This is a genomic window from Bacteroidota bacterium, assembly GCA_005882315.1.
Classification (GTDB): domain Bacteria; phylum Bacteroidota; class Bacteroidia; order Chitinophagales; family Chitinophagaceae; genus VBAR01.
In genome coordinates this window covers 1,321,552-1,340,610 of record VBAR01000001.1, presented here as the reverse complement: position 1 = coordinate 1,340,610, position 19,059 = coordinate 1,321,552, and the positions used below count along the sequence as shown (strand labels likewise).

The following is a 19,059-nucleotide window of genomic DNA, read 5'->3' as shown; positions in this document are numbered from 1 at the left end:
TTGCCGGGTATGGTAGCTTATTTAAATGACCAGTTTGTGGAAAATAGTGAAGCAGTTCTGCATGTTTCCGACTTATCCATGCAGCGGGGTTATGGCATTTTTGATTTTTTAAGAACTATAAATGGAACGCCACTGTTTATAGAAGATCATTTTAACCGGTTTTATACTTCAGCAGAAGCAATGCATTTGCCGGTTAGTAAAAACAGGAAAGAACTGGCTGCTATTATTGATGAGCTGATAAAAAAATCAGGGTTGGCAGAAGCTGGTATACGTATCATGCTTACAGGTGGATATTCTGAAGACAGTTATCATCCTTCAACACCTAACCTACTTATTACCTGCAATACGGTGAAGACTGCAACATCTGATGATTTTGAAAAAGGAATTTCAATCATTACACATGAATACCAGCGGGAGCTCCCTCATATAAAAAGCATTAATTATCTGATGGCCGTTTGGTTGCAGCCATTGCTCAAAGAAAAACAAGCTGATGATGTTTTGTATTACAATAAGGAAAGTATCACTGAGTTTCCACGTTCTAATATATTTGTTGTAACAGCAGATAATAAACTGGTGACACCTGTTCATAATATTTTAAAAGGCATTACACGTAAACATATCTTATTAATAGCCGGAGAAGTATTACCTGTTGAAGAAAGAAATATTACAGTTGATGAGTTGATGCAAGCAAAAGAAATTTTTTCAACAGCCACTTCACGAAAAATATTACCAGTGCTGAAAGTAAATGATAAAATTATCGGTAATGGTAAACCTGGAGTAACGACAATAAGTCTTTATGAAAAATTTCTTGAAATGGAAAAATCAACCCATCACCTGGTAAGTCGGTAAATCAATAATGTTGCCCGTTTGATGAGTTTAGGATATTCGTTCAGATTGATTATTTCCCCCGGTGCATGTGCACCTCGACCTGATGCGCCAAGTCCATCTATACAATCAAGATATTTTGCTATATAAGAAATATCACCGGCTCCTCTTAAGCCCGGATCTCCGGCTTTTACAACACCATAACCTAAGGCAAGACTGATACTGTTCAAAGTTTTTACCAAAGCTTCGTTCCCCGGTGTTGGGGGCATTGATGGAATTCCATCTTTAAACCGGATCGTTGCTTTTGTCCCTGGAAGATTTTTTGAAACGATCTGCCGCATAGCGGCTCTTGCATTTTCTTTTTGTTTTTCGGAAAGAAAACGCAGATCGCCAATTACAACTGCCTTTGGTGAAATAATATTTGTTTTGCCAAGTACATCTCCTTTTTGCGCGGCGGTATCATAATTCACTTCCGATCCACCAACAAATAACCCTGGATTAAATGTGAGATATTTTTCTTTACTAAGTTTTTCTCTGAATTCGTTGATAATACGTGAAGCTTCATAGATAGCACCATAACCTGCTGTACCAAACACACCGGATGAATGAGCTTGTTTCGCTTCTACTTCCAGTCTCCATTCACTTGCTCCACGACGTGCTGTTGCAACGGTATTCAAATTGCTTGCTCCTTCAAATGCCAAAGCAATATCATGTTGTTTAGCCCTTTCAATAAAATCACCACGACTTATACTTCTTGGATGTCCTGCATTCTCTTCATCACCGGTAAAGTAAATTGTGATGCTAACATCATCAAGCAGGTTTAGTTTATGCATTGCTTTTAATGCAGCGATCACCATTACATCACCGCCCTTCATGTCATTTATTCCCTGTCCGGTAGCGTTGCTATCATTAAGCATTGCGAAAGGATTCTTCGGCATATCCGGTTCGAATACCGTATCAAGATGACCGATCAGGAAAAGTTTTTTCCCTTTCTTTCCTTTTCGGTAAGCAACCAGGTGTCCCGCCCTTTTTAGCGAATCGGGTAATGTGATCCATTCAATAGTAAAACCTAAAGCTTCCAGTTCTTTCGCATACAATTGGCCTACTTTTTTTACCCCTTCGATATTAAATGTGCCGCTATTAATATTTACTGATTGCTTCAATGATTCCAATGTAGCTGTATAATCGGTTTCAATATTTTTCAGCAATTGTTGTTCTGTTTTAGAAAGCGGCTGTGCATAGCCTGTAAAAAAGATTGAACAAAGAATTAATGTGTTTATCAATTTTTTCATCATCGGGATTTTTGATACCGGCAAGATAATGATTTCAAAAATCAATGTCCGGCTTTGTTAACTTTACAGTATGGCAAGAGTAAATTCAACGATGGTATCGTTGGGCACAAAAGCCCCCGATTTTAATCTTCCTGATACAGTATCAGGAAAAAAAATTTCAGTAAATGAAGTAAAAGGAGCTACCGCAACTGTGGTAATGTTTATTTGTAATCATTGTCCTTTTGTTATGCATGTAAATGACGAGCTGGTAAGATTGGGCAATGATTATAAAAATAAAGGGATTGGATTTGTGGCGATCAGTGCTAATGATATTGTAATGCATCCTCATGATGCGCCGGATAAAATGAAAGAAACTGCCCTGCGTTTACAATACCCTTTTCCATATTGTTATGATGAAACACAGGAAACAGCGAAAGCTTATGATGCAGCCTGCACACCTGATTTTTTTATTTATGATAAAAATTTGCAGCTTGTTTACCGCGGACAACTCGATGACTCAAGACCCGGCAATGAAATACCTGTAACCGGAAGAGATATCCGTCATGCTTTGGATTGTTTGATCAACGACCAGCCTGTTCCGGAATTTCAACGGCCGAGTATCGGCTGTAATGTGAAATGGAAGTAAAAATTGTTTAAGAAATAAATTCTCGTAAACATTATCACAAAAACTGTTTATTGATTCTTATAACAGGATTCTTCCACAAAATCATTCGTATCTTTGAAGCAATGAGCAGGAATGTTGTTACAAAAATTTTATCCCTTGTTTTTATTGTCGCTTTTGCCTGCCTGGGCATAAGATCAACTTTGCTTTCACCTGCGCATGCAATTGAAAATAAAAAACCGGCTTCCCTTACACAAAAGCCGTGGCATTCACCTAATTCCGAACTCGAGAGGCTGTATTTCCCTGCTGTAACAAGCGGATATATTAGTTTTCAAAAATCGTTCATTCCTTTATTGCAGCTTTTCACTGCTATTGATTTTTATAACCGCCCCGTTTCAATAGAAAATAATCAGATCAGGGAATCCTCTCTCCTGATCAAAGATTATCTTTTCTATATCTACCCTACTCATAATTTCTGGTGATCCGTTATTATTTTTTGATAACGTGGTATATGCCTGTCATATACTTATTTCTTTATTTATAAAAAATACTTATGAATTCAGCTTTAATACCTGCATTAATAGTTGTAGGCTTTCTTTTACTGATCATTTACGGGTTGGTATTTATTAATAACCGCGACAGGAAAAAAGAATCGGGAACAAACTCCCCGAATTAATCAGAGAGGGTGGGTACCAACTTTAAAAAATGTTTCAATGAACATGTCGCCGGAAAATATATTATTGATTGGCTCATTACTTTTACTGGTCAGTATTGTGGCAGGTAAAACATCGAGCCGTTTCGGCGTGCCCACCCTCATTTTGTTTTTGATCGTTGGTGTTCTTGCTGGTTCTGAGGGTATTGGTGGGATTTATTTTGATAATCCCCGTATCGCCCAGTTTATCGGGATCGTAGCCTTGAACTTTATTTTATTTTCCGGCGGACTCGATACCAATTGGCAAGTCATCAAGCCTGTTGTATGGCGTGGAATTTCACTTTCAACGATTGGTGTTTTTATTACTGCACTAACCGTTGGCATATTCGCTTATTATATTCTCAATTTTAGCTTGCTGGAAGGATTGCTATTAGGTTCTATCGTTTCTGCTACTGACGCTGCAGCTGTATTTTCTATTTTACGTACACGTGGAGTAAAATTAAAAGGAAAGGTTGGCGCTGTACTTGAATTTGAAAGCGGCAGTAACGATCCGATGGCTTATTTTCTTACGATCACATTAACAGGTATTATTGCAAGCGGCGAATTTGATGGCTGGCGTTTTCTTTTGCTTTTTGTACAAGGCTTCCTGATTGGCGGAGTAGTGGGTTATATTATGGGCCGGTTCAGTCATTGGCTTATTAATAATATAAAACTGGATAGCGACGGACTTTATCCAGTGCTTGTTCTTGGATTGGCAATGTTTACTTATTCCGCTACACATGTTATCGGAGGTAATGGGTTTTTAGCGATCTATCTTTCTGCACTGGTATTGGGCAACCGTGATTTTATTCATAAAAGAAGTCTTGTAAGGTTTTATGATGGCCAGGCATGGCTGATGCAAATCGTTTTATTTCTTACACTCGGTATGTTGGTTTTTCCTTCAAGAGTTATTCCTATTATCGGAACGGGTTTATTGATCGCCGGCTTCTTAGTTTTTATAGCAAGGCCAATCGGTGTCTTTATAAGCTTGGCTTTTGCCAAAACAAGTATCCGCAGTAAACTATTTATTTCATGGGTGGGCTTGCGGGGTGGCGTACCAATTGTGTTTGCAACTTATCCAATGATTGCTGGGTTGGACAAAGCAGGTATGATCTTTAACCTTGTCTTTTTCATTTCTATTACTTCAGTTTTATTACAGGGCACCACATTACCGTTGGTAGCAAAATGGCTGCGTGTTACAGAGCCACCTGAAGAGCCTAAAAAAGTTCCGGCTATACCCGTTAACAGCGAAATAAAAGTGATAACACTTAACAACGAATCCGCTGTTATTGGTAAAAAAATTGTCGATCTGCACTTTCCTCTTTCTGTAAATATTATATCCATTAAAAGAAACGGCAAGTATATGCTGCCGACCGGGGCCGATAATCTTCAATCGGGTGACAGGCTTCTCCTTTTATCCGACAATGAACAGGAGCTTCTGTCTGTACTGGAGTTGCTTAACTCAAAATTACAGCCACACTAAAAAATTCATAACCCAGTTTCATAACTCACGTAAATCTGATTTATCTCTTTTGTATCTTGTAGTGATGGAAGAAGCTACTCTGAAAAAGTCAAGCCGTATTGCAAGGGTGAGAAAAAACCTGAAGCATGCTATGTCACTTGCATGGGCCGCATCACCTAAATTACTTATTCGGTTTTCATTACTTGGAATGTTCAATGCCATCATGCCTCCTGTATCTGTGTATTTAGGAGCTGTACTTGTCAATAAAATTGCTGAAGCAAAAATACATCCACTGACATTTAATGATGTGCTTCCAATCGTCATTGGTTTATGGATCACATTTATTGTTCAACGGGCAGTAGGCTCTTATATGGGTTATGGCAGAAATTTATATGTACGCCGTGTTGAATTAGAAGCAGAACGTCGTTTACTTACAAAAGCATCAAAGGTTGATCTTGGGCACTTCGATAATTCTGACTGGCATGATCGCCTGGCCCGTGCCAAACGTGATGTAAACTGGAGACCCGGCGATCTTACATGGTCAATACTGGGTCTCTCGGGAAATATTGTGACTATAATATTAATGTCTGGCCTGCTGGCAAGCTTGCATTATTTATTAGTAGTGCTTGCATTGGGAGCATCAATTCTTACGTTGGTATTGGAAAGCCGTGTGACCACAAGGCTTTATAAATATTATTATAAAGAAACGCCGGAAGAAAGAGAACGTCAGTATCTCGGCGATTTGTTGGTACAACCACGCAATACAAAAGAAGTAAGAGCTTATGTATTGTCAGATTATTTACTCGGAAGACATAAAAAATTATCCGATGATCTTTTTAAACAGCGACAACTCATGAACCGGCTTGGAAGCCGAATGTCTTTGGTAAGCGGTCTTATTACAGGAACTATCCTTGCGCTGGCATATGTATTTGTTGCCAGCAGGGGAATAAAAGGAACCATGAATCCCGGTGATGTTGTTTTAGTTATCGGCGCTTTTACATCTGTATCTGGAACACTGGGACAAATATCCAGCACATTTGTGGCGGTTGATCAGCACACTACTTTTCTCGAAGATTATTTTTCATTTCTCAAGATTGACCATCTTGTGCCGGTACCGGAAAACCCTGTTTCTATTCCAGATGCACCTATTGAAGGAATTGAATTTGATAATATCACGTTTACTTATCCGGGGGGAACAGAACCTTCGGTGCATGAATTGAGTTTACGTATACGTAAAGGAGAACTGATAGCATTAGTGGGTGAGAATGGTGCCGGCAAATCAACACTCATCAAATTATTACTTCGCTTTTATGATACACAACAGGGATCAGTAAGAGTAAGCGGCATTGATGTAAAAGACATGAATCCTGAAAGTTTGCGAAACAGGATCGGTGTATTGTTCCAGGATTATGCAACTTATGAATTGTCTGTTCGTGAAAATGTATTGATGGGAAGACCCAATGGTGTAAGTAATGATGGACAGGTGATCAAAGCCTTACAGGATTCTCGCAGCGAATGGTTGGTAAATAAAATGCCGAAAGGACTGGATTCAAAAGTAGGACGCCTCTTTGAAGGCGGTCATGATCTGTCTGGCGGTGAATGGCAACGATTAGCATTGGCAAGGATCATGTATCGCAATGCTGATATCTGGATATTAGACGAGCCAACTTCATCGCTTGATCCCGAAGCTGAAGCCGCCATCTTTGCTGAGCTAAAAGAAAATCTCAAAGGAAGAATTGGAATAGTTATCTCACATCGTTTCTCTACTGTTCGTATTGCCGACCGCATTGCAGTAATTGATGATGGAAAAGTAACTGAACTCGGTACACATGATGAATTACTCGCAGCAGGTAATCGTTATGCTCAACTATTCGAGTTACAGGCAAGTGGTTACAGATAAAAATGTATCCCTTCAAATAAAAAAACCCCGCAATACGGGGTTTTATAAATCTGGTTTTTCAATCTATTTTAATAACGACGGTTTGAACGATCATTGTTGTCATTACGATCATAACGGTCATTGTTACGGCTTCTGTTTGAGCTGTAATTGATCCTTCTTATTTCCTGCTGGCGTTGCTCTTCAAGAAAACGGATCTGTCTTTTCTTTTCACTGCGGCTCATAAAACGACTGCTCCTGACCTTTTGAATTTTATATTCATACTCCCGGTTGATCTGCGCTATTCGTTGGCCTTTATTTCCTTCAAAATTGGAATTATTATCATAGCGATCATCATTATCATATGGATGATTCTTTATGTCGTTATCATTTCCATACCCGTTTTGTTTATCCCGCTGACCATTTTGATTATTCCCTTGCTGATCGTTTTGTCTTTTACCAGAATTATTTCCCTGACCATTTTGTGCCTGTGCCGCTGCTACAATAGTAACTGCTGCAAGTAGTGTAAAGATCTTTTTCATAATTGAATTTTTATTTTATTGAATAATATATAAGAGCGGCAAATAGGCTGCCGGGTCTACCAACGAAACGTTAATTGATTTGAATAAAAGCAATCCGAATGATTTTTTCAGAAAGAAAAAATTGAAAATGAAACCCAAGTACAACAGCTATTAGTCTTAACAGTTCATAACTTTATAAGATGAATCGTATTGACCGTCTAGCAGCAATTCTTATACAAATGCAATCCCGTCGTTTGGTAAAGGCGCAGGATATTGCTGATAAGTTTTCTATTAGTCTTCGTACTGTTTATCGTGATGTAAAAGCATTAGAAGAAGCCGGCGTGCCAGTAATTGGTGAAGCTGGTAGCGGTTACAAACTGATGGATGGATATAAATTACCGCCGGTAATGTTTAACCAGGAAGAAGCGACTGCATTACTTACTGCATCAAAGCTTGTGCAATCAAAAACAGATGCAGGCATGATAAAGCATTTTGAAGCAGCGCTTGATAAAATACGTGCCATACTCCGTCATTCAGAAAAAGATCATATAGAAGGTATAGATGAGCATATCGCTGTAATGAACCATCCGGCTATTGCTTACTCGCCGCAATCAGAATTATATCTTCAGCCGATATTAAATGCTATTTCATCTACTGATGTTATTGAGATCAATTATACAACGCTGGAAAAAAATGAAACCACCCGTCGAGAGGTTGAGCCGGTTGGTATATATTATCTCGGCAGTCACTGGTATTTGATTGCCTGGTGCAGGCTGCGAAATGATTACCGGAATTTCCGCACCGATAAGATCGGGCAATTGAAAACAACCGGTGAGAAGGTATTAAAAACACATCCGCCGCTACAAAGTTTTATCGATAAAATGTCGGATGATAGGGAAGTGATAAAAGTGGTGATAGATGTGGAGGCAGATATTGTAAAATACCTCGGAGAACAGAAATATTATAACGGCTATATAAAAGAAGAAAGGAACGGCGATTATGTCCGCATGACCTTCCTGACAGGTTCACTCATGGGTTTTTCCCGCTGGTTTATGTTGTTTGGTGATCATGCTAAGATCGTGGAGCCTAAGAATTTAAATGTGATGGTTGCTGAAATCGCTGAAAATATTTTAAAAAAATTGGAACAATCTCAAAGGCTGCTGACATAGGGTTGTCACTAGTGGGTTGTTGCTTTGTACTAACAAAAACAAAACACTATGACATTTATTGAATTCTTTAAACAGCAATTTATCGAAGAAGCCGCCACAACACGCAAAATGTTAAGTCGTGTGCCTGACGACAAACTGGATTACAAACCCCACGAAAAGTCGATGGTGATGAAAAGCCTGGTAACACATCTCGCCGATCTTCCCGGTTGGGTTCATTTCACATTGACAACCGATGAGCTGGATTTTCAAGCAGGTTATGAGCAACCTGATATCAACAATAACAAGCAGCTGTTGGAGTATTTTGAAAAACGATATAATGATGGTCTATCAGCGTTGATAGAAGAAAATGAAAAGGAAATGGATAAACCATGGACACTCAGAAATGGTGAAACTGTTTATGCAACCAATCCGAAGATCGATGTGTTGCGGATGTCACTCAGCCAGCAGATACATCACCGTGCACAGTTAGGTGTCTATTTAAGATTACTGAACATCCCTATCCCGGGTAGCTATGGGCCAAGTGCAGATGAAAACAGTTTTGAGTAAAATCGTAATCATGTGCATGAAGAGTTTTATCAAATGGGCTTGCTTTATAATTTCATTTGTTGTACGCAGTTTGCATTTTAGTTGAAGGTAAGATTTAACCACAGAGGACACGGAGTAGTACAGAGCTTTAGATGTATTTAAACCTCTCTGTGTGACTCTGTGAAAAAAACTTTGTGTTCCCTGCCTGCCGGCAGGCAGGTCTGTGGTAAAAACTAAGGCAGTTCAATCTCCATTCCTTCTACTGCCAGTTCATATTTAAATGAATAGTTATTTCCCGCCCCGGCGGACAGGCTTTTTTGCAGATCAGCAAACAGTTCATTCAGTTGTATATCCGTATGACCCGGATCATGATGAGCAAGCAACAAATGTTTAACTCCTGCCATCGAAGCAAACTTTACTGCATCATCCATATTGCTATGGCCCCAGCCTATTCTAAATGGATATTCTGCTATTGAATATTGCGCATCATGAAGTAACAGGTCGGCGTTTTCAGCCAGATCAAAACCCGAGAGCCATTTTGTATCCTTCAGCAATTCATTTGCACCCAATACAGGTTCATGATCGGGTATATAAGTAAAAACAGAACGGCCATTACTTACCCGAAAACCAACAGTAGGTCCCGGATGAATTACAAACCGTGATTCAATTTTAAATGGCCCGACCTCAAATGAACTGTTTTCAATTTCATGCAAGGTCAGTTTACAGGGTAGATCACGCAGCAATACAGGAAACAACGGAGGAGAAAGATAACGGCTAAGCCTGGCATGTAAACTATTTATCTTACTCGCTGGTCCCCAGATATGAATATCATTCTGCGGGTTAAAAAAAGGATTGAAAAAACCCAGCCCCTGGATATGATCGAGATGAAGATGTGTTAATAATATATCTACTCGTTTGATACCCGTACCATCAAGTAGTTTGAATTGCTGCATACCCGAACCGCCATCAAGTACCAGTATAGAATCTCCTTCCTTTACTGCTGTGCAGGATGTATTTCCTCCATAATATGACATCTCGGGACTGGTAGTGGGTATGGAACCACGAACGCCCCGCAGCATTATCTTCATCCTACGTCTTTTACTTCCCAGAAAATAGCAACAGCGCCGAGAAAATTACCTGCACGGCCAATGATGGGATATGCTGTTACAGATATTTTTTCGGCTTTGCCCTGCATACTTACTATCCAGAATGTTTTGTGATGGGGATATTGATCTTTCAATGTGCTTACGAGTGGCAGTGATTCCGGTGCCAGCAATTTTCCTTCATCATCTTGTTGCTTAAAAACAGTTGACCATGTTTCCACATTCATTTCACCGGTTTCTTCAAACCGGGTGCCTAATACTTTTTCTGCGGGTTCATTATAAAAAATAAGATTCCCTGATGTATCAGTAATAAATACCGGCATTGACAAACAATCGGCAAGCTGGCGGTTGAGAATTATCTCAATAGGATGTGCAGGCATAGTGCTGAATTTTATAATGGCTCCTTTAAAGCTACATTAAAGAAAAGAAGTTATAACATGTTTTTAATGTTTTTTTAAACACTGCTAAAGATTCACTATATGTAAATAACTCCCTATTATCGGCAATTCACCGATTTCAGCCATTCCTGCAAAAAAGAATAATTAACTTACACTCCCACTGAACTTATAACTTAAAGCTATTCCTCAACAAATGGCCCGTCATCACCCACTCGATCTCAAGGAAGGAAAATCCCCAAAGGCCAAGATCAATAAAGAAAACCTGCGGCAAACTCTTATACTATTCAAATATTTAAAACCTCATCGTGGTAAATTCATACTTGCCCTGGTATTTATTGCACTCACAGCTTTTTCTACAAGTTTGTTTCCATTGTTCCTTGGCAAGATGATAGATGCGGCTTCACCCGGAGCTGAATTACCGGGAGCATCGACAGGTAAACAAGTTGGATTTAGTTTACAAAATATTCACTGGAGTTTAAATACAACACTCTTACTAATCTTTTGTCAGCTTACAGCACAAACTATATTTTCTTTCATGCGGGTCTATTTACTCACCTCAGTTGGTGAAAGATCTGTTGCTGATATGCGCAAAGATGTTTACAGCAGGTTACTCACAATGCCACTCAGTTTTTTTACCGAAAGAAGAGTCGGTGAGCTTAGCAGTCGCATTTCATCTGATCTTTCACAAATACAGGATGCCATTTCTTTTACACTTGCAGAATTCTTACGTGGCATCTTTATCCTCATCATCGGTTTGTCCTTTATTTTTTTGATCAGTACTAAGCTGGCATTGATCATGCTTGCTGTGGTCCCGTTATTAGCAATTGTTGCAGTTATCTTCGGAAAGAGCATACGCAAAATGTCACGCAAAACACAGGATGAACTCGCTACTAGCAGTACTATCGTCCAGGAAACGTTCCAGGGAATAACAATTGTAAAAGCATTCACCAGCGAATTTCATGAGGTTACCCGTTACATAAAAAGTTTGAAAGCTGTTGTATCTATCGCTATTAGTAATGCAAGATATCGTGGTGCTTTTGTCGCTTTTATGATCTTTAGTTTATTTGGCACGTTGGCATTTGTTGTTTGGTATGGGGGGCGAATGATCCAAACCGGTGAGTTAACAATTGGTGTGCTCATAATGTTTGTCATTTTTTCAGGGTTTGTTGGCGGCACGTTTGCTGGTTTTGCTGATATGTTTTCTCAATTACAAAAAACATTGGGTGCGACACAAAGTGTAAGAGAAATTTTGCGTACCGATGGTGAAGCGGTGGAATTGAAACCTATTATCGTCGAATCACAGTATGAATTAAAAGGTAATGTACGGTTTGAGCATGTTGCATTTAGCTATCCGAGTCGCAAAGACATCACTGTGCTAAAAGATCTTTCACTCACAGCAAAGAATGGTGAACAGATCGCCATCGTTGGGCCCAGCGGTGCAGGCAAATCAACCATTGCTTCACTATTGTTACAATTTTATGAACCTGATAGTGGCTCGGTTTATTTTGATGAACGACCCGGAAAAGAATTTCCTGTTTCTCAATTAAGAAGACAAATGGCACTCGTACCGCAGGATGTTATTTTATTTGGTGGCAGCATCAAAGAAAATATTGCCTATGGAAAACCTGATGCCACCGATGAAGAAATTATTGCTGCTGCAAAAAGCGCCAATGCCCATGAATTTATAAATAGATTTCCAGAGCAATATGAAACTATCGTTGGAGAAAGAGGGATCAAATTAAGTGGCGGTCAGCGTCAACGTATTGCTATTGCCCGTGCTATATTAAAAGATCCCGCTATATTGATATTAGATGAAGCTACTTCTTCTTTGGACAGTGAAAGCGAACAGTTGGTACAAGAAGCATTAGATAACTTAATGAAAGGCCGCACAAGCTTTGTTATTGCACACCGGCTTTCCACCATCCGCAATGCTGATAAGATCGTACTGATCGATAAAGGAATTGTAAGTGAGGCTGGCACACATGCACAGCTTATGAGTCATAATGGCCTTTACCGCAAACTTAATGATATGCAGTTTGATTTTGCCCGCCCGGATGACCAGTTTATTGATGATTCTCTTTGGCCAGCAAACGAAGAGCAATCAGCTTGATCCGGTCGGACGGGGAATGGTTACTCAATCACCCGCTGTTGAGGATATAAAAGAAGAGGAGTAGGTTTTCCTTTTAAAGAATTATAAAGATGTAACATAAGTTTCCAGTAATTTCAAAACAAACAATGAGATAATTAGCCAAAGCGATCCAATAATAAACCCAGCTGTTACATCGCTTGCATAATGTACTCTCAGGTATACACGGCTAAATCCTATCAGAAGGATCAGAACAACCAATAGTGCCGTAAAGAATACTTTTAGCCAATCACTGGTAATGGTATGTTGTAAGATATAGATCAACAATCCATAAAAAGTAACAGCCATGATCGCATGGCCACTGGGAAAACTTAATCCCTTTGCAGCTTTTAATAATGGAGATAATGGTCGTTTACGTTGAAATAATTGCTTCAGCAAGAGCATCAATACCAGGCTACTGATGGCAATAGTGATCACACGGATAGAAAACCAATTTTGTTTTGTGATAACAACAAAATAGAAAATAAGGATAAGATTGGCGGGAATAAGAAACTGATGCTTACCAAGAAATGTAATAAACAACATGATCTTATTATTTCTTGTGTTTATTACTGGTTTGATCTTTTCAAATATCAGCATATCGGTGGGCTTATGCTTACGTATCGGCTTGCGAATAGAAAAAACAATCAATGCAATGATCGCAGAGAAAACTGCAAGTGTTAACAGTACTTCAGCAATTATCAATGTAGTAAGCTCGCCTGCTTTCATTAATTCAATTAATTACAAAACTCAATGTTTTTTGAAATATTGAATTTGTCTTTCATGCTTTTGTGCAGCTTCCAGTGATGCAAAAGTACCCAGGTTTCTTCTCTTACTTGTTTTTGGATTTTTCTTTCGGGAGTAGATCCTGTATTCTCCTGATTTTAATTTTCTGATCATATTTTTTATTGTTGAATAATTTAAAGTAATGCAGCAAACGTGCCAGAGCTATTACAAAAAAAGCTGTGATAAACATATCACAGCTTTAAACCGATTAAACTTGTATTTACAATTATTTAAGTTTGGATTTGATCACCATTCCATCTTCCCCAATCAGGGCAACACGTTTCTCGTCCCCTCTTTTTAATCCTACTTCATAGGCTGTCCTGTCTCCATAAAACTCCCTGTTGGCTTTAGTAATAGTAAAGTCTGGGAATTTACTATAGATCGATGTTCTTACTTCATATGGTAAGGTCGTGAAATCATTTATTACATACGCTGAACCAACCCAGGCTCCATCACTATCATACCAGGCATAATATTTTTCACCGTCCATATCAAATTGTACCATGTAATCATCATCACTAATGATTACCCAATCTGCCAGGTCCCAATCACTAATAATCACTACATCGGGATTGTAACTGCTCCAAACCATATTGGTTGCAGTTGGATATTGTTGATCAAAAGCCTTCGTAGCATTAGCTGATATTAACACACCGGTATCTGTCGCCCGATACGTTGTGCTACACGCAGTAAACAATGCAATTACTGCCGCCGTTAAAAATGTTTTTAGTTTCATAATGTATTCTTTTGTGATTAAATAAATCTTACTGCTAGTGGGTATTTTCCCACAACCATGCCAGTAACTTTTGTTCTAACATTTAGTGGTTGCACGTCAGTTGTCTGTGTAGTAACACAGATTATTAATTATTTATCATTTTATAAACAGGAGTTGAATTAAATTTGTTATTCAAAATTTTGAGGAAAAACTAAATGAAACAAGCCATCGTTCTCACAGCATTTTTTGTTGTTGCCTATTCTTGTTTTGCAAAACCTGTGGAAATTTCTACACATTCAAAAAGATCATACACAGATACTACAACGTTTAAGATTTCCGGCATGAATGAAATGTTTGCAGAAATAATAAATGTGGCGGGACTTCAACGTGGTTATGAATTGAAGGAGGCTGATGTATTGAATATCGAAGCTTCCATAAGCCATGGAAAAAAATATATCTTATACAATCCCATTTATATTGCTACTCTTACGAATATTACAAAAAACAAATGGGCAGCAATGGCATTGCTGGCGCATGAAGTAGGTCATCATATTAATGGGCATACTAAGCGGAGAGGTGGTAGCAAACCGGAATTAGAATTAGAAGCCGATGAGTTTGCCGGTTTTATTTTACAAAAACTTGGTGCTTCACTGGAGCAAGCACAACAAGTGATGCATTTTATTGCTAAAACAACAGCTTCTTCTACTCACCCTGCAAGAAATTCAAGATTGCTTGCTATAGAAAAAGGTTGGAATAAAGCAACTGGCGAAGCAAAATTAAAAACCATAGTTGCTGAACCATCTATAGTACAAGGAAAATAACAACACATCGCTATTTCATTGCTCTTATAGAAATTCCCAAATGAATCGCATCCCTGATCAGGTCATCCGGTTGACCGGGATAAATGATATTCCAATCCTTACGGTCAATATTAAACTTTGCAATTGCTTCTGCCATATTTCCTGAAATAGTTATACGTGCAGGAAACTCAATATTTTTTGTTATCCCCTTTAATGTAAGGTTGCCATTTATTGTATGTGTAGGATCAGATACTTTATACTTACTAATTGTTTCCTGTCTTGAATCTGCAGAATCTTTTACAGCACCTCCTGTGTAAGGTTTCACACTGGTAAGTTCAAAGACCCCTTCAGGATTTTTTTCTACATCAAAAAAATCCGCTGACCTCAAATGTTTTTGAAGCTTGTTGCTATTTGCAGAGTCAACAGTTTTTGGCCCAGTTACGCTAAGATTAGCAAGATCGAGTATAAATCTCCCACCTGTTACTTCCCCGTTATTTACTATTATCTCCCCACTTTTAACCGGCACAACACCAGTGTGATAACCCGTAACCTTTGTGGCGACCCATTCAATCTTACTTTCTGTAGTATTCACTTTCCATGATTCGCCTGTTTTAGATTCATTTACATCCTTTGCTTCTGTTGTTACTGCTTCATCACTTTTGGGAGCATTGGTACAACTGATGCCACCAATTACAAGCGTCGCTATAATTGTTATTATTTTCATTCCCCTTTTTTATTATTTAAACAAACAATGTACCGCTTTGACTATGTCTATGCCCAAACCAATGCTCTTATAATGTTGCTCTATATTTGCAATATGAAGAAAGGATCAATTATTATTACCACACTCATTATGCTATTTGTGGGTTGCACTGATGATAAAAAAGCTGCGGATACTAATCAAGGTAATACTGTTAAGGATAGCGTCACCGTTGCAAAAAAGAAAACAATTGTTTTTTTTGGAAATAGTCTTACAGCGGGATATGGCTTGAGTCCTTCGCAGGCTTTCCCTGCACTCATTCAAAAAAAGATCGATTCACTCGGTCTTCCTTACCGGGTGATTAATGCCGGGGTAAGTGGTGAAACTTCTTCCGGTGGCAATACCCGTGTTGATTGGATCCTGCGGCAACCAGTAGATATTTTTATTCTTGAATTGGGTGCTAATGATGGATTGCGTGGCATTCCACTTTCAGAAACCAGGAAAAGTCTTCAATCTATTATTGATAAAGTAAGATCAAAAAATCCTGCAACGAAATTAGTTTTTGCCGGCATGCAGGTACCGCCGAATATGGGGCAAATGTATTCCACTGAATTTCGGAATATTTATACAGAACTGGCCACTAAAAATTCAATGACACTTATTCCATTTATTTTAGAACGTGTTGGTGGTGAAGCACACCTGAACCAGGAAGATGGCATTCATCCGAATGAAGAAGGTAGTCGCATAGTAGCCGAGAATGTTTGGGGGCAATTAAAATCGTTACTGTAATGCAAGTAGCAAGTGGTTAGTGGCAAGTAGGAAAGACCTGGAATCGAAGTTTCCCACCCCACTAGCTACTTGTCACTACCCAATTACACTTCTTCTCTCAAAATTTCTAATGGTGGTCTTCTCACTACAGCACGGTTGTTGATCAATCCAATGAATACGGTAAGCAGGCATACAGCAACAAACACAATAAACAAGGCTAGCCATTGCAATGTAAATTCCGTTTCAAAAATAAACTTTGCTAATAGCCAGCTTATACCCAATGATAAAACAATACCTGTAGCCGCAGCAAGAGCTCCTAAGAAAAAATATTCCAGTGCTGTGATGTAAAAAATTTGTTTACGGCTTGCGCCCAGCGTACGCAATAACACACTCTCCTGTATACGCTGGTATTTACTTATAAGCACGGAAGCTATTAATACAATAAGCCCGGTAAATATGCTGAAGCCCGCCATAAAGCGAATAACAAAGCCAACTTTCTCTAATAAATTATCTACAATACTCAAAACCAAACTCAGGTCAATAATAGAAACATTCGGGAACTGCTGTACCATTGTTCTTTGAAACTTTGCCGATGCTTCTTTATTTGGAATACGGGTAAGCAATACATGAAACTGTGGGGCATCTTCCAACACACCAGTAGGAAAAACAACGAGGAAATTTGTTTGTATCCGGTTCCAATCGACCCTACGAAAGCTGCCAACAATTGTGGGAATAACAGAACCCTGCACATTAAAGATCATTGTATCCCCAATCTGAATACTGTTGTTCTTTGCATATCGTTCTTCTATTGAAACATATACGTTTCCATTTGATTTATCTACTTCACCCGACCATTTACCTTTTGTTATTTTTTCCGAATCAGTTAATGAGTCACGAAACGTTACACGATACTCACGGTCAAAAATCCATTCATGCATTTTAATGGTGCTGTCTTTTTCCAGCATTTCCACCGTAATGTTATTTACCTTTTCCAACCGCATATTCACGATAGGAACGGTTCCATGTATCGGCAAGCCCTGTTGCCGCGCCAATGCTACTACACTATCTTTTTGTGATGGCTGAATATCAAATAATATAGTATTAGATTGATCACCCTTTGCAGAAAGCATTACACGGTTGAGTAAAATAGACTGAACTGAAAACATAGTACAGATAAATGCAGTACCTAAACCAATAGCAACAATTAATATAGTTGTTTGGTTATTGGGTCTGAATAAATTTGCTAATCCCTGCCGCCATAAATAACTCCATGAGTCAGGAAAGAAACGACGAACAGTCCACATTAACAGAGCTGCTATCCCAACTAATATTAGAAAAGCGATTAAAACACCAAGCGAAAAAAAGATTGCCTGCCGCACACCATTTAACTGAATGTAACTAAAGCCAAAAATAAAGAGCATGATAGACAGGTACACGAGCCACTTTACCGGGTCTTTAAATAAACGGAGTGATTGAAATGATAACCGTAGTGTATTCAGCGGCGATACATTGCGAATAGATATCAATGGTAATAAGGCAAAAAGAAAAGAGATCACAAGACCTAATAATAAACCCTGCCCTATAGCTTTCCATGAAAGTTGGGGATCGATAGCTACAGGTAAAAAATCTTTCAGCGCAATTGGTAACAGCTGTTGGATGATCGTTCCCAAAGCAGCGCCTGCTACCGAACCTATAAAACCGATAACAACAATTTGTATAAGATAAATAAGAAATGCCTGCGAACCTTTGGCGCCCAGGCAACGCAAAACAGCTACTGAATTTATTTTTTCACGTACATAAATATGAATAGCACTTGCTACACCAATACAGCCTAACAATAAAGCAATAAAACTTATCAGGGCTAAGAACTGTGTGAGATCTTTCAGCGACCGTGTTGTATTTTCTTTCTGACTTGCGACTGTATCATAATTCAAATCTTCTTTTTCTAAACGTGGCTCAATGTCTTTTACCAATTCATCCATATTCACAGACCGATCAAACTTGAAATAAAACCGATAATTGATCCTGCTCCCTTTTTGTGAAAGCCCCGTTTGATCAAGATATTGAAGTGGTATATAAACAACCGGTGCTACAGATGCGCCTAAGCCTGTTTGACCCGGGGCACTTATTAAAGCCCCTGCAATTACAAAACTTAAATTACCGATCTTAACCGTGTCACCAACTTTTGCATTAAACTGTAGCATCATCGTTTGATCAACCAATGCAGCTTGTCCTTTCCGGAAAGATCGTCCTGCTGATGCAGGTGATGTTTCTAATTCTCCATAATAAGGAAACTCGCCGTTCAATGCCTTGACCTGTACTAATCGTGTTCCTTCATTTTTTGGAAAATAGATCATCGATGTAAAACCCTGTTGCTCCGATCTTCTGTCACCCAACGAATCAGCCATTTTTCTTATAGCCGGACTTATTTGTTTATTACTGCTGATCTCAAGGTCAGCACCTAATAAAGAAGCGGCCTGCCTGTCTACTTCATAGCTCATATTATCACCCAATGAATAAATGGCTACCATCGCAGCAATGCCAAGAATAATAGATGATACAAATAGTAATAACCGTGAACGGTTTCGCCGGCTGTCACGCCATGCCATCTTTAATAGCCAGGAAAAATTCAAACTTCTTTGCTTATTCATAGCTTGTCTGTTGTGTGTTGTCGGCTGTCTGTTGTCAGCTGTCACCTGACA

General features: G+C 38.9%; 19 protein-coding genes. 10 read left to right on the top strand and 9 right to left on the bottom strand.

Annotated elements, in window-relative coordinates:
• Nucleotides 1–9: 9 nt before the first annotated feature.
• Nucleotides 10–849, top strand: a complete 840-nt coding sequence (locus E6H07_05580; GenBank protein ID TMI65393.1) for an amino acid aminotransferase — start codon at nt 10–12, stop codon at nt 847–849.
• Here E6H07_05580 and E6H07_05575 read toward each other — a convergent pair.
• A complete protein-coding gene (locus E6H07_05575) occupies nt 831–2,117 on the bottom strand; it encodes a M20 family metallopeptidase (protein TMI65392.1) in 1,287 nt (428 codons plus the stop codon). The two genes, E6H07_05580 and E6H07_05575, sit on opposite strands and share 19 nt — an antisense overlap.
• 70 nt (nt 2,118–2,187) lie before the next feature.
• On the opposite strand from E6H07_05575, the gene E6H07_05570 reads away from it, so the two are divergent.
• The 4 genes from E6H07_05570 (at nt 2,188) to E6H07_05555 (ending at nt 6,771) form a co-directional block, all read left to right on the top strand.
• Nucleotides 2,188–2,742 carry a thioredoxin family protein gene (locus E6H07_05570; protein TMI65391.1) on the top strand — a complete coding sequence of 185 codons (555 nt, stop codon included), beginning with the start codon at nt 2,188–2,190 and terminating at the stop codon, nt 2,740–2,742.
• 101 nt (nt 2,743–2,843) lie between these two features.
• The gene (locus E6H07_05565; GenBank protein TMI65390.1) at nt 2,844–3,200 is read left to right on the top strand and encodes a hypothetical protein; all 357 of its coding nucleotides are present in this window, start codon (nt 2,844–2,846) and stop codon (nt 3,198–3,200) included.
• 231 nt (nt 3,201–3,431) lie between these two features.
• Nucleotides 3,432–4,892 carry a potassium/proton antiporter gene (locus E6H07_05560; protein TMI65389.1) on the top strand — a complete coding sequence of 487 codons (1,461 nt, stop codon included), beginning with the start codon at nt 3,432–3,434 and terminating at the stop codon, nt 4,890–4,892.
• Entirely contained in the window at nt 4,834–6,771 is a 1,938-nt protein-coding gene (locus E6H07_05555; protein ID TMI65388.1) for an ABC transporter ATP-binding protein, read from the top strand. The genes E6H07_05560 and E6H07_05555 overlap by 59 nt, the downstream gene beginning before the upstream one ends.
• Before the next feature lie 68 nt (nt 6,772–6,839).
• Here the strand turns inward: E6H07_05555 and E6H07_05550 are convergent, their stop codons facing one another.
• Nucleotides 6,840–7,289 carry a hypothetical protein gene (locus tag E6H07_05550; GenBank protein TMI65387.1) on the bottom strand — a complete coding sequence of 150 codons (450 nt, stop codon included), beginning with the start codon at nt 7,287–7,289 and terminating at the stop codon, nt 6,840–6,842.
• A gap of 179 nt (nt 7,290–7,468) precedes the next feature.
• On the opposite strand from E6H07_05550, the gene E6H07_05545 reads away from it, so the two are divergent.
• On the top strand, nt 7,469–8,437 hold the full coding sequence (locus E6H07_05545; protein TMI65386.1) for a YafY family transcriptional regulator: 969 nt from the start codon (nt 7,469–7,471) through the stop codon (nt 8,435–8,437).
• A gap of 48 nt (nt 8,438–8,485) precedes the next feature.
• Nucleotides 8,486–8,983 (top strand): DinB family protein, encoded by a 498-nt coding sequence (locus tag E6H07_05540; protein ID TMI65385.1) that lies wholly within the window; start codon nt 8,486–8,488, stop codon nt 8,981–8,983.
• A 212-nt stretch (nt 8,984–9,195) separates the two neighbouring features.
• On the opposite strand, the gene E6H07_05535 is transcribed toward E6H07_05540, so the two are convergent.
• Together E6H07_05535 and E6H07_05530 are read right to left on the bottom strand one after the other, a co-directional pair.
• Nucleotides 9,196–10,050, bottom strand: coding sequence for an MBL fold metallo-hydrolase (locus E6H07_05535; protein ID TMI65384.1), 855 nt, complete (start codon nt 10,048–10,050; stop codon nt 9,196–9,198).
• Entirely contained in the window at nt 10,047–10,445 is a 399-nt protein-coding gene (locus tag E6H07_05530; protein ID TMI65383.1) for a hypothetical protein, read from the bottom strand. Before E6H07_05530 ends, E6H07_05535 begins: the two co-directional genes overlap by 4 nt.
• 211 nt (nt 10,446–10,656) lie before the next feature.
• Here E6H07_05530 and E6H07_05525 point away from each other — a divergent pair, with 211 nt between their 5' ends.
• Nucleotides 10,657–12,573 carry an ATP-binding cassette domain-containing protein gene (locus E6H07_05525; protein TMI65382.1) on the top strand — a complete coding sequence of 639 codons (1,917 nt, stop codon included), beginning with the start codon at nt 10,657–10,659 and terminating at the stop codon, nt 12,571–12,573.
• 81 nt (nt 12,574–12,654) lie between these two features.
• Here E6H07_05525 and E6H07_05520 read toward each other — a convergent pair whose 3' ends face one another.
• The 3 genes from E6H07_05520 to E6H07_05510 all read right to left on the bottom strand — a co-directional run bounded on the left by E6H07_05520 (nt 12,655) and on the right by E6H07_05510 (nt 14,110).
• Nucleotides 12,655–13,317: a phosphatase PAP2 family protein gene (locus tag E6H07_05520; protein TMI65381.1), complete on the bottom strand. Its 663-nt coding sequence runs from the start codon at nt 13,315–13,317 to the stop codon at nt 12,655–12,657.
• A 21-nt stretch (nt 13,318–13,338) separates the two neighbouring features.
• Nucleotides 13,339–13,488: a hypothetical protein gene (locus E6H07_05515; GenBank protein ID TMI65380.1), complete on the bottom strand. Its 150-nt coding sequence runs from the start codon at nt 13,486–13,488 to the stop codon at nt 13,339–13,341.
• A gap of 112 nt (nt 13,489–13,600) precedes the next feature.
• Nucleotides 13,601–14,110, bottom strand: coding sequence for a hypothetical protein (locus E6H07_05510; protein ID TMI65379.1), 510 nt, complete (start codon nt 14,108–14,110; stop codon nt 13,601–13,603).
• 194 nt (nt 14,111–14,304) lie between these two features.
• Between E6H07_05510 and E6H07_05505 the strand changes: the two genes are divergently transcribed.
• Entirely contained in the window at nt 14,305–14,910 is a 606-nt protein-coding gene (locus E6H07_05505; protein TMI65378.1) for a hypothetical protein, read from the top strand.
• Between the two features lie 10 nt (nt 14,911–14,920).
• On the opposite strand, the gene E6H07_05500 is transcribed toward E6H07_05505, so the two are convergent.
• Nucleotides 14,921–15,613 (bottom strand): YceI family protein, encoded by a 693-nt coding sequence (locus tag E6H07_05500; GenBank protein TMI65377.1) that lies wholly within the window; start codon nt 15,611–15,613, stop codon nt 14,921–14,923.
• Nucleotides 15,614–15,706: 93 nt separating this feature from the next.
• On the opposite strand from E6H07_05500, the gene E6H07_05495 reads away from it, so the two are divergent.
• Entirely contained in the window at nt 15,707–16,378 is a 672-nt protein-coding gene (locus E6H07_05495; protein TMI65376.1) for an arylesterase, read from the top strand.
• An 83-nt stretch (nt 16,379–16,461) separates the two neighbouring features.
• On the opposite strand, the gene E6H07_05490 is transcribed toward E6H07_05495, so the two are convergent.
• Complete coding sequence (locus E6H07_05490; GenBank protein TMI65375.1) at nt 16,462–19,008, bottom strand: FtsX-like permease family protein; 2,547 nt, start codon at nt 19,006–19,008, stop codon at nt 16,462–16,464.
• Nucleotides 19,009–19,059: the final 51 nt, after the last annotated feature.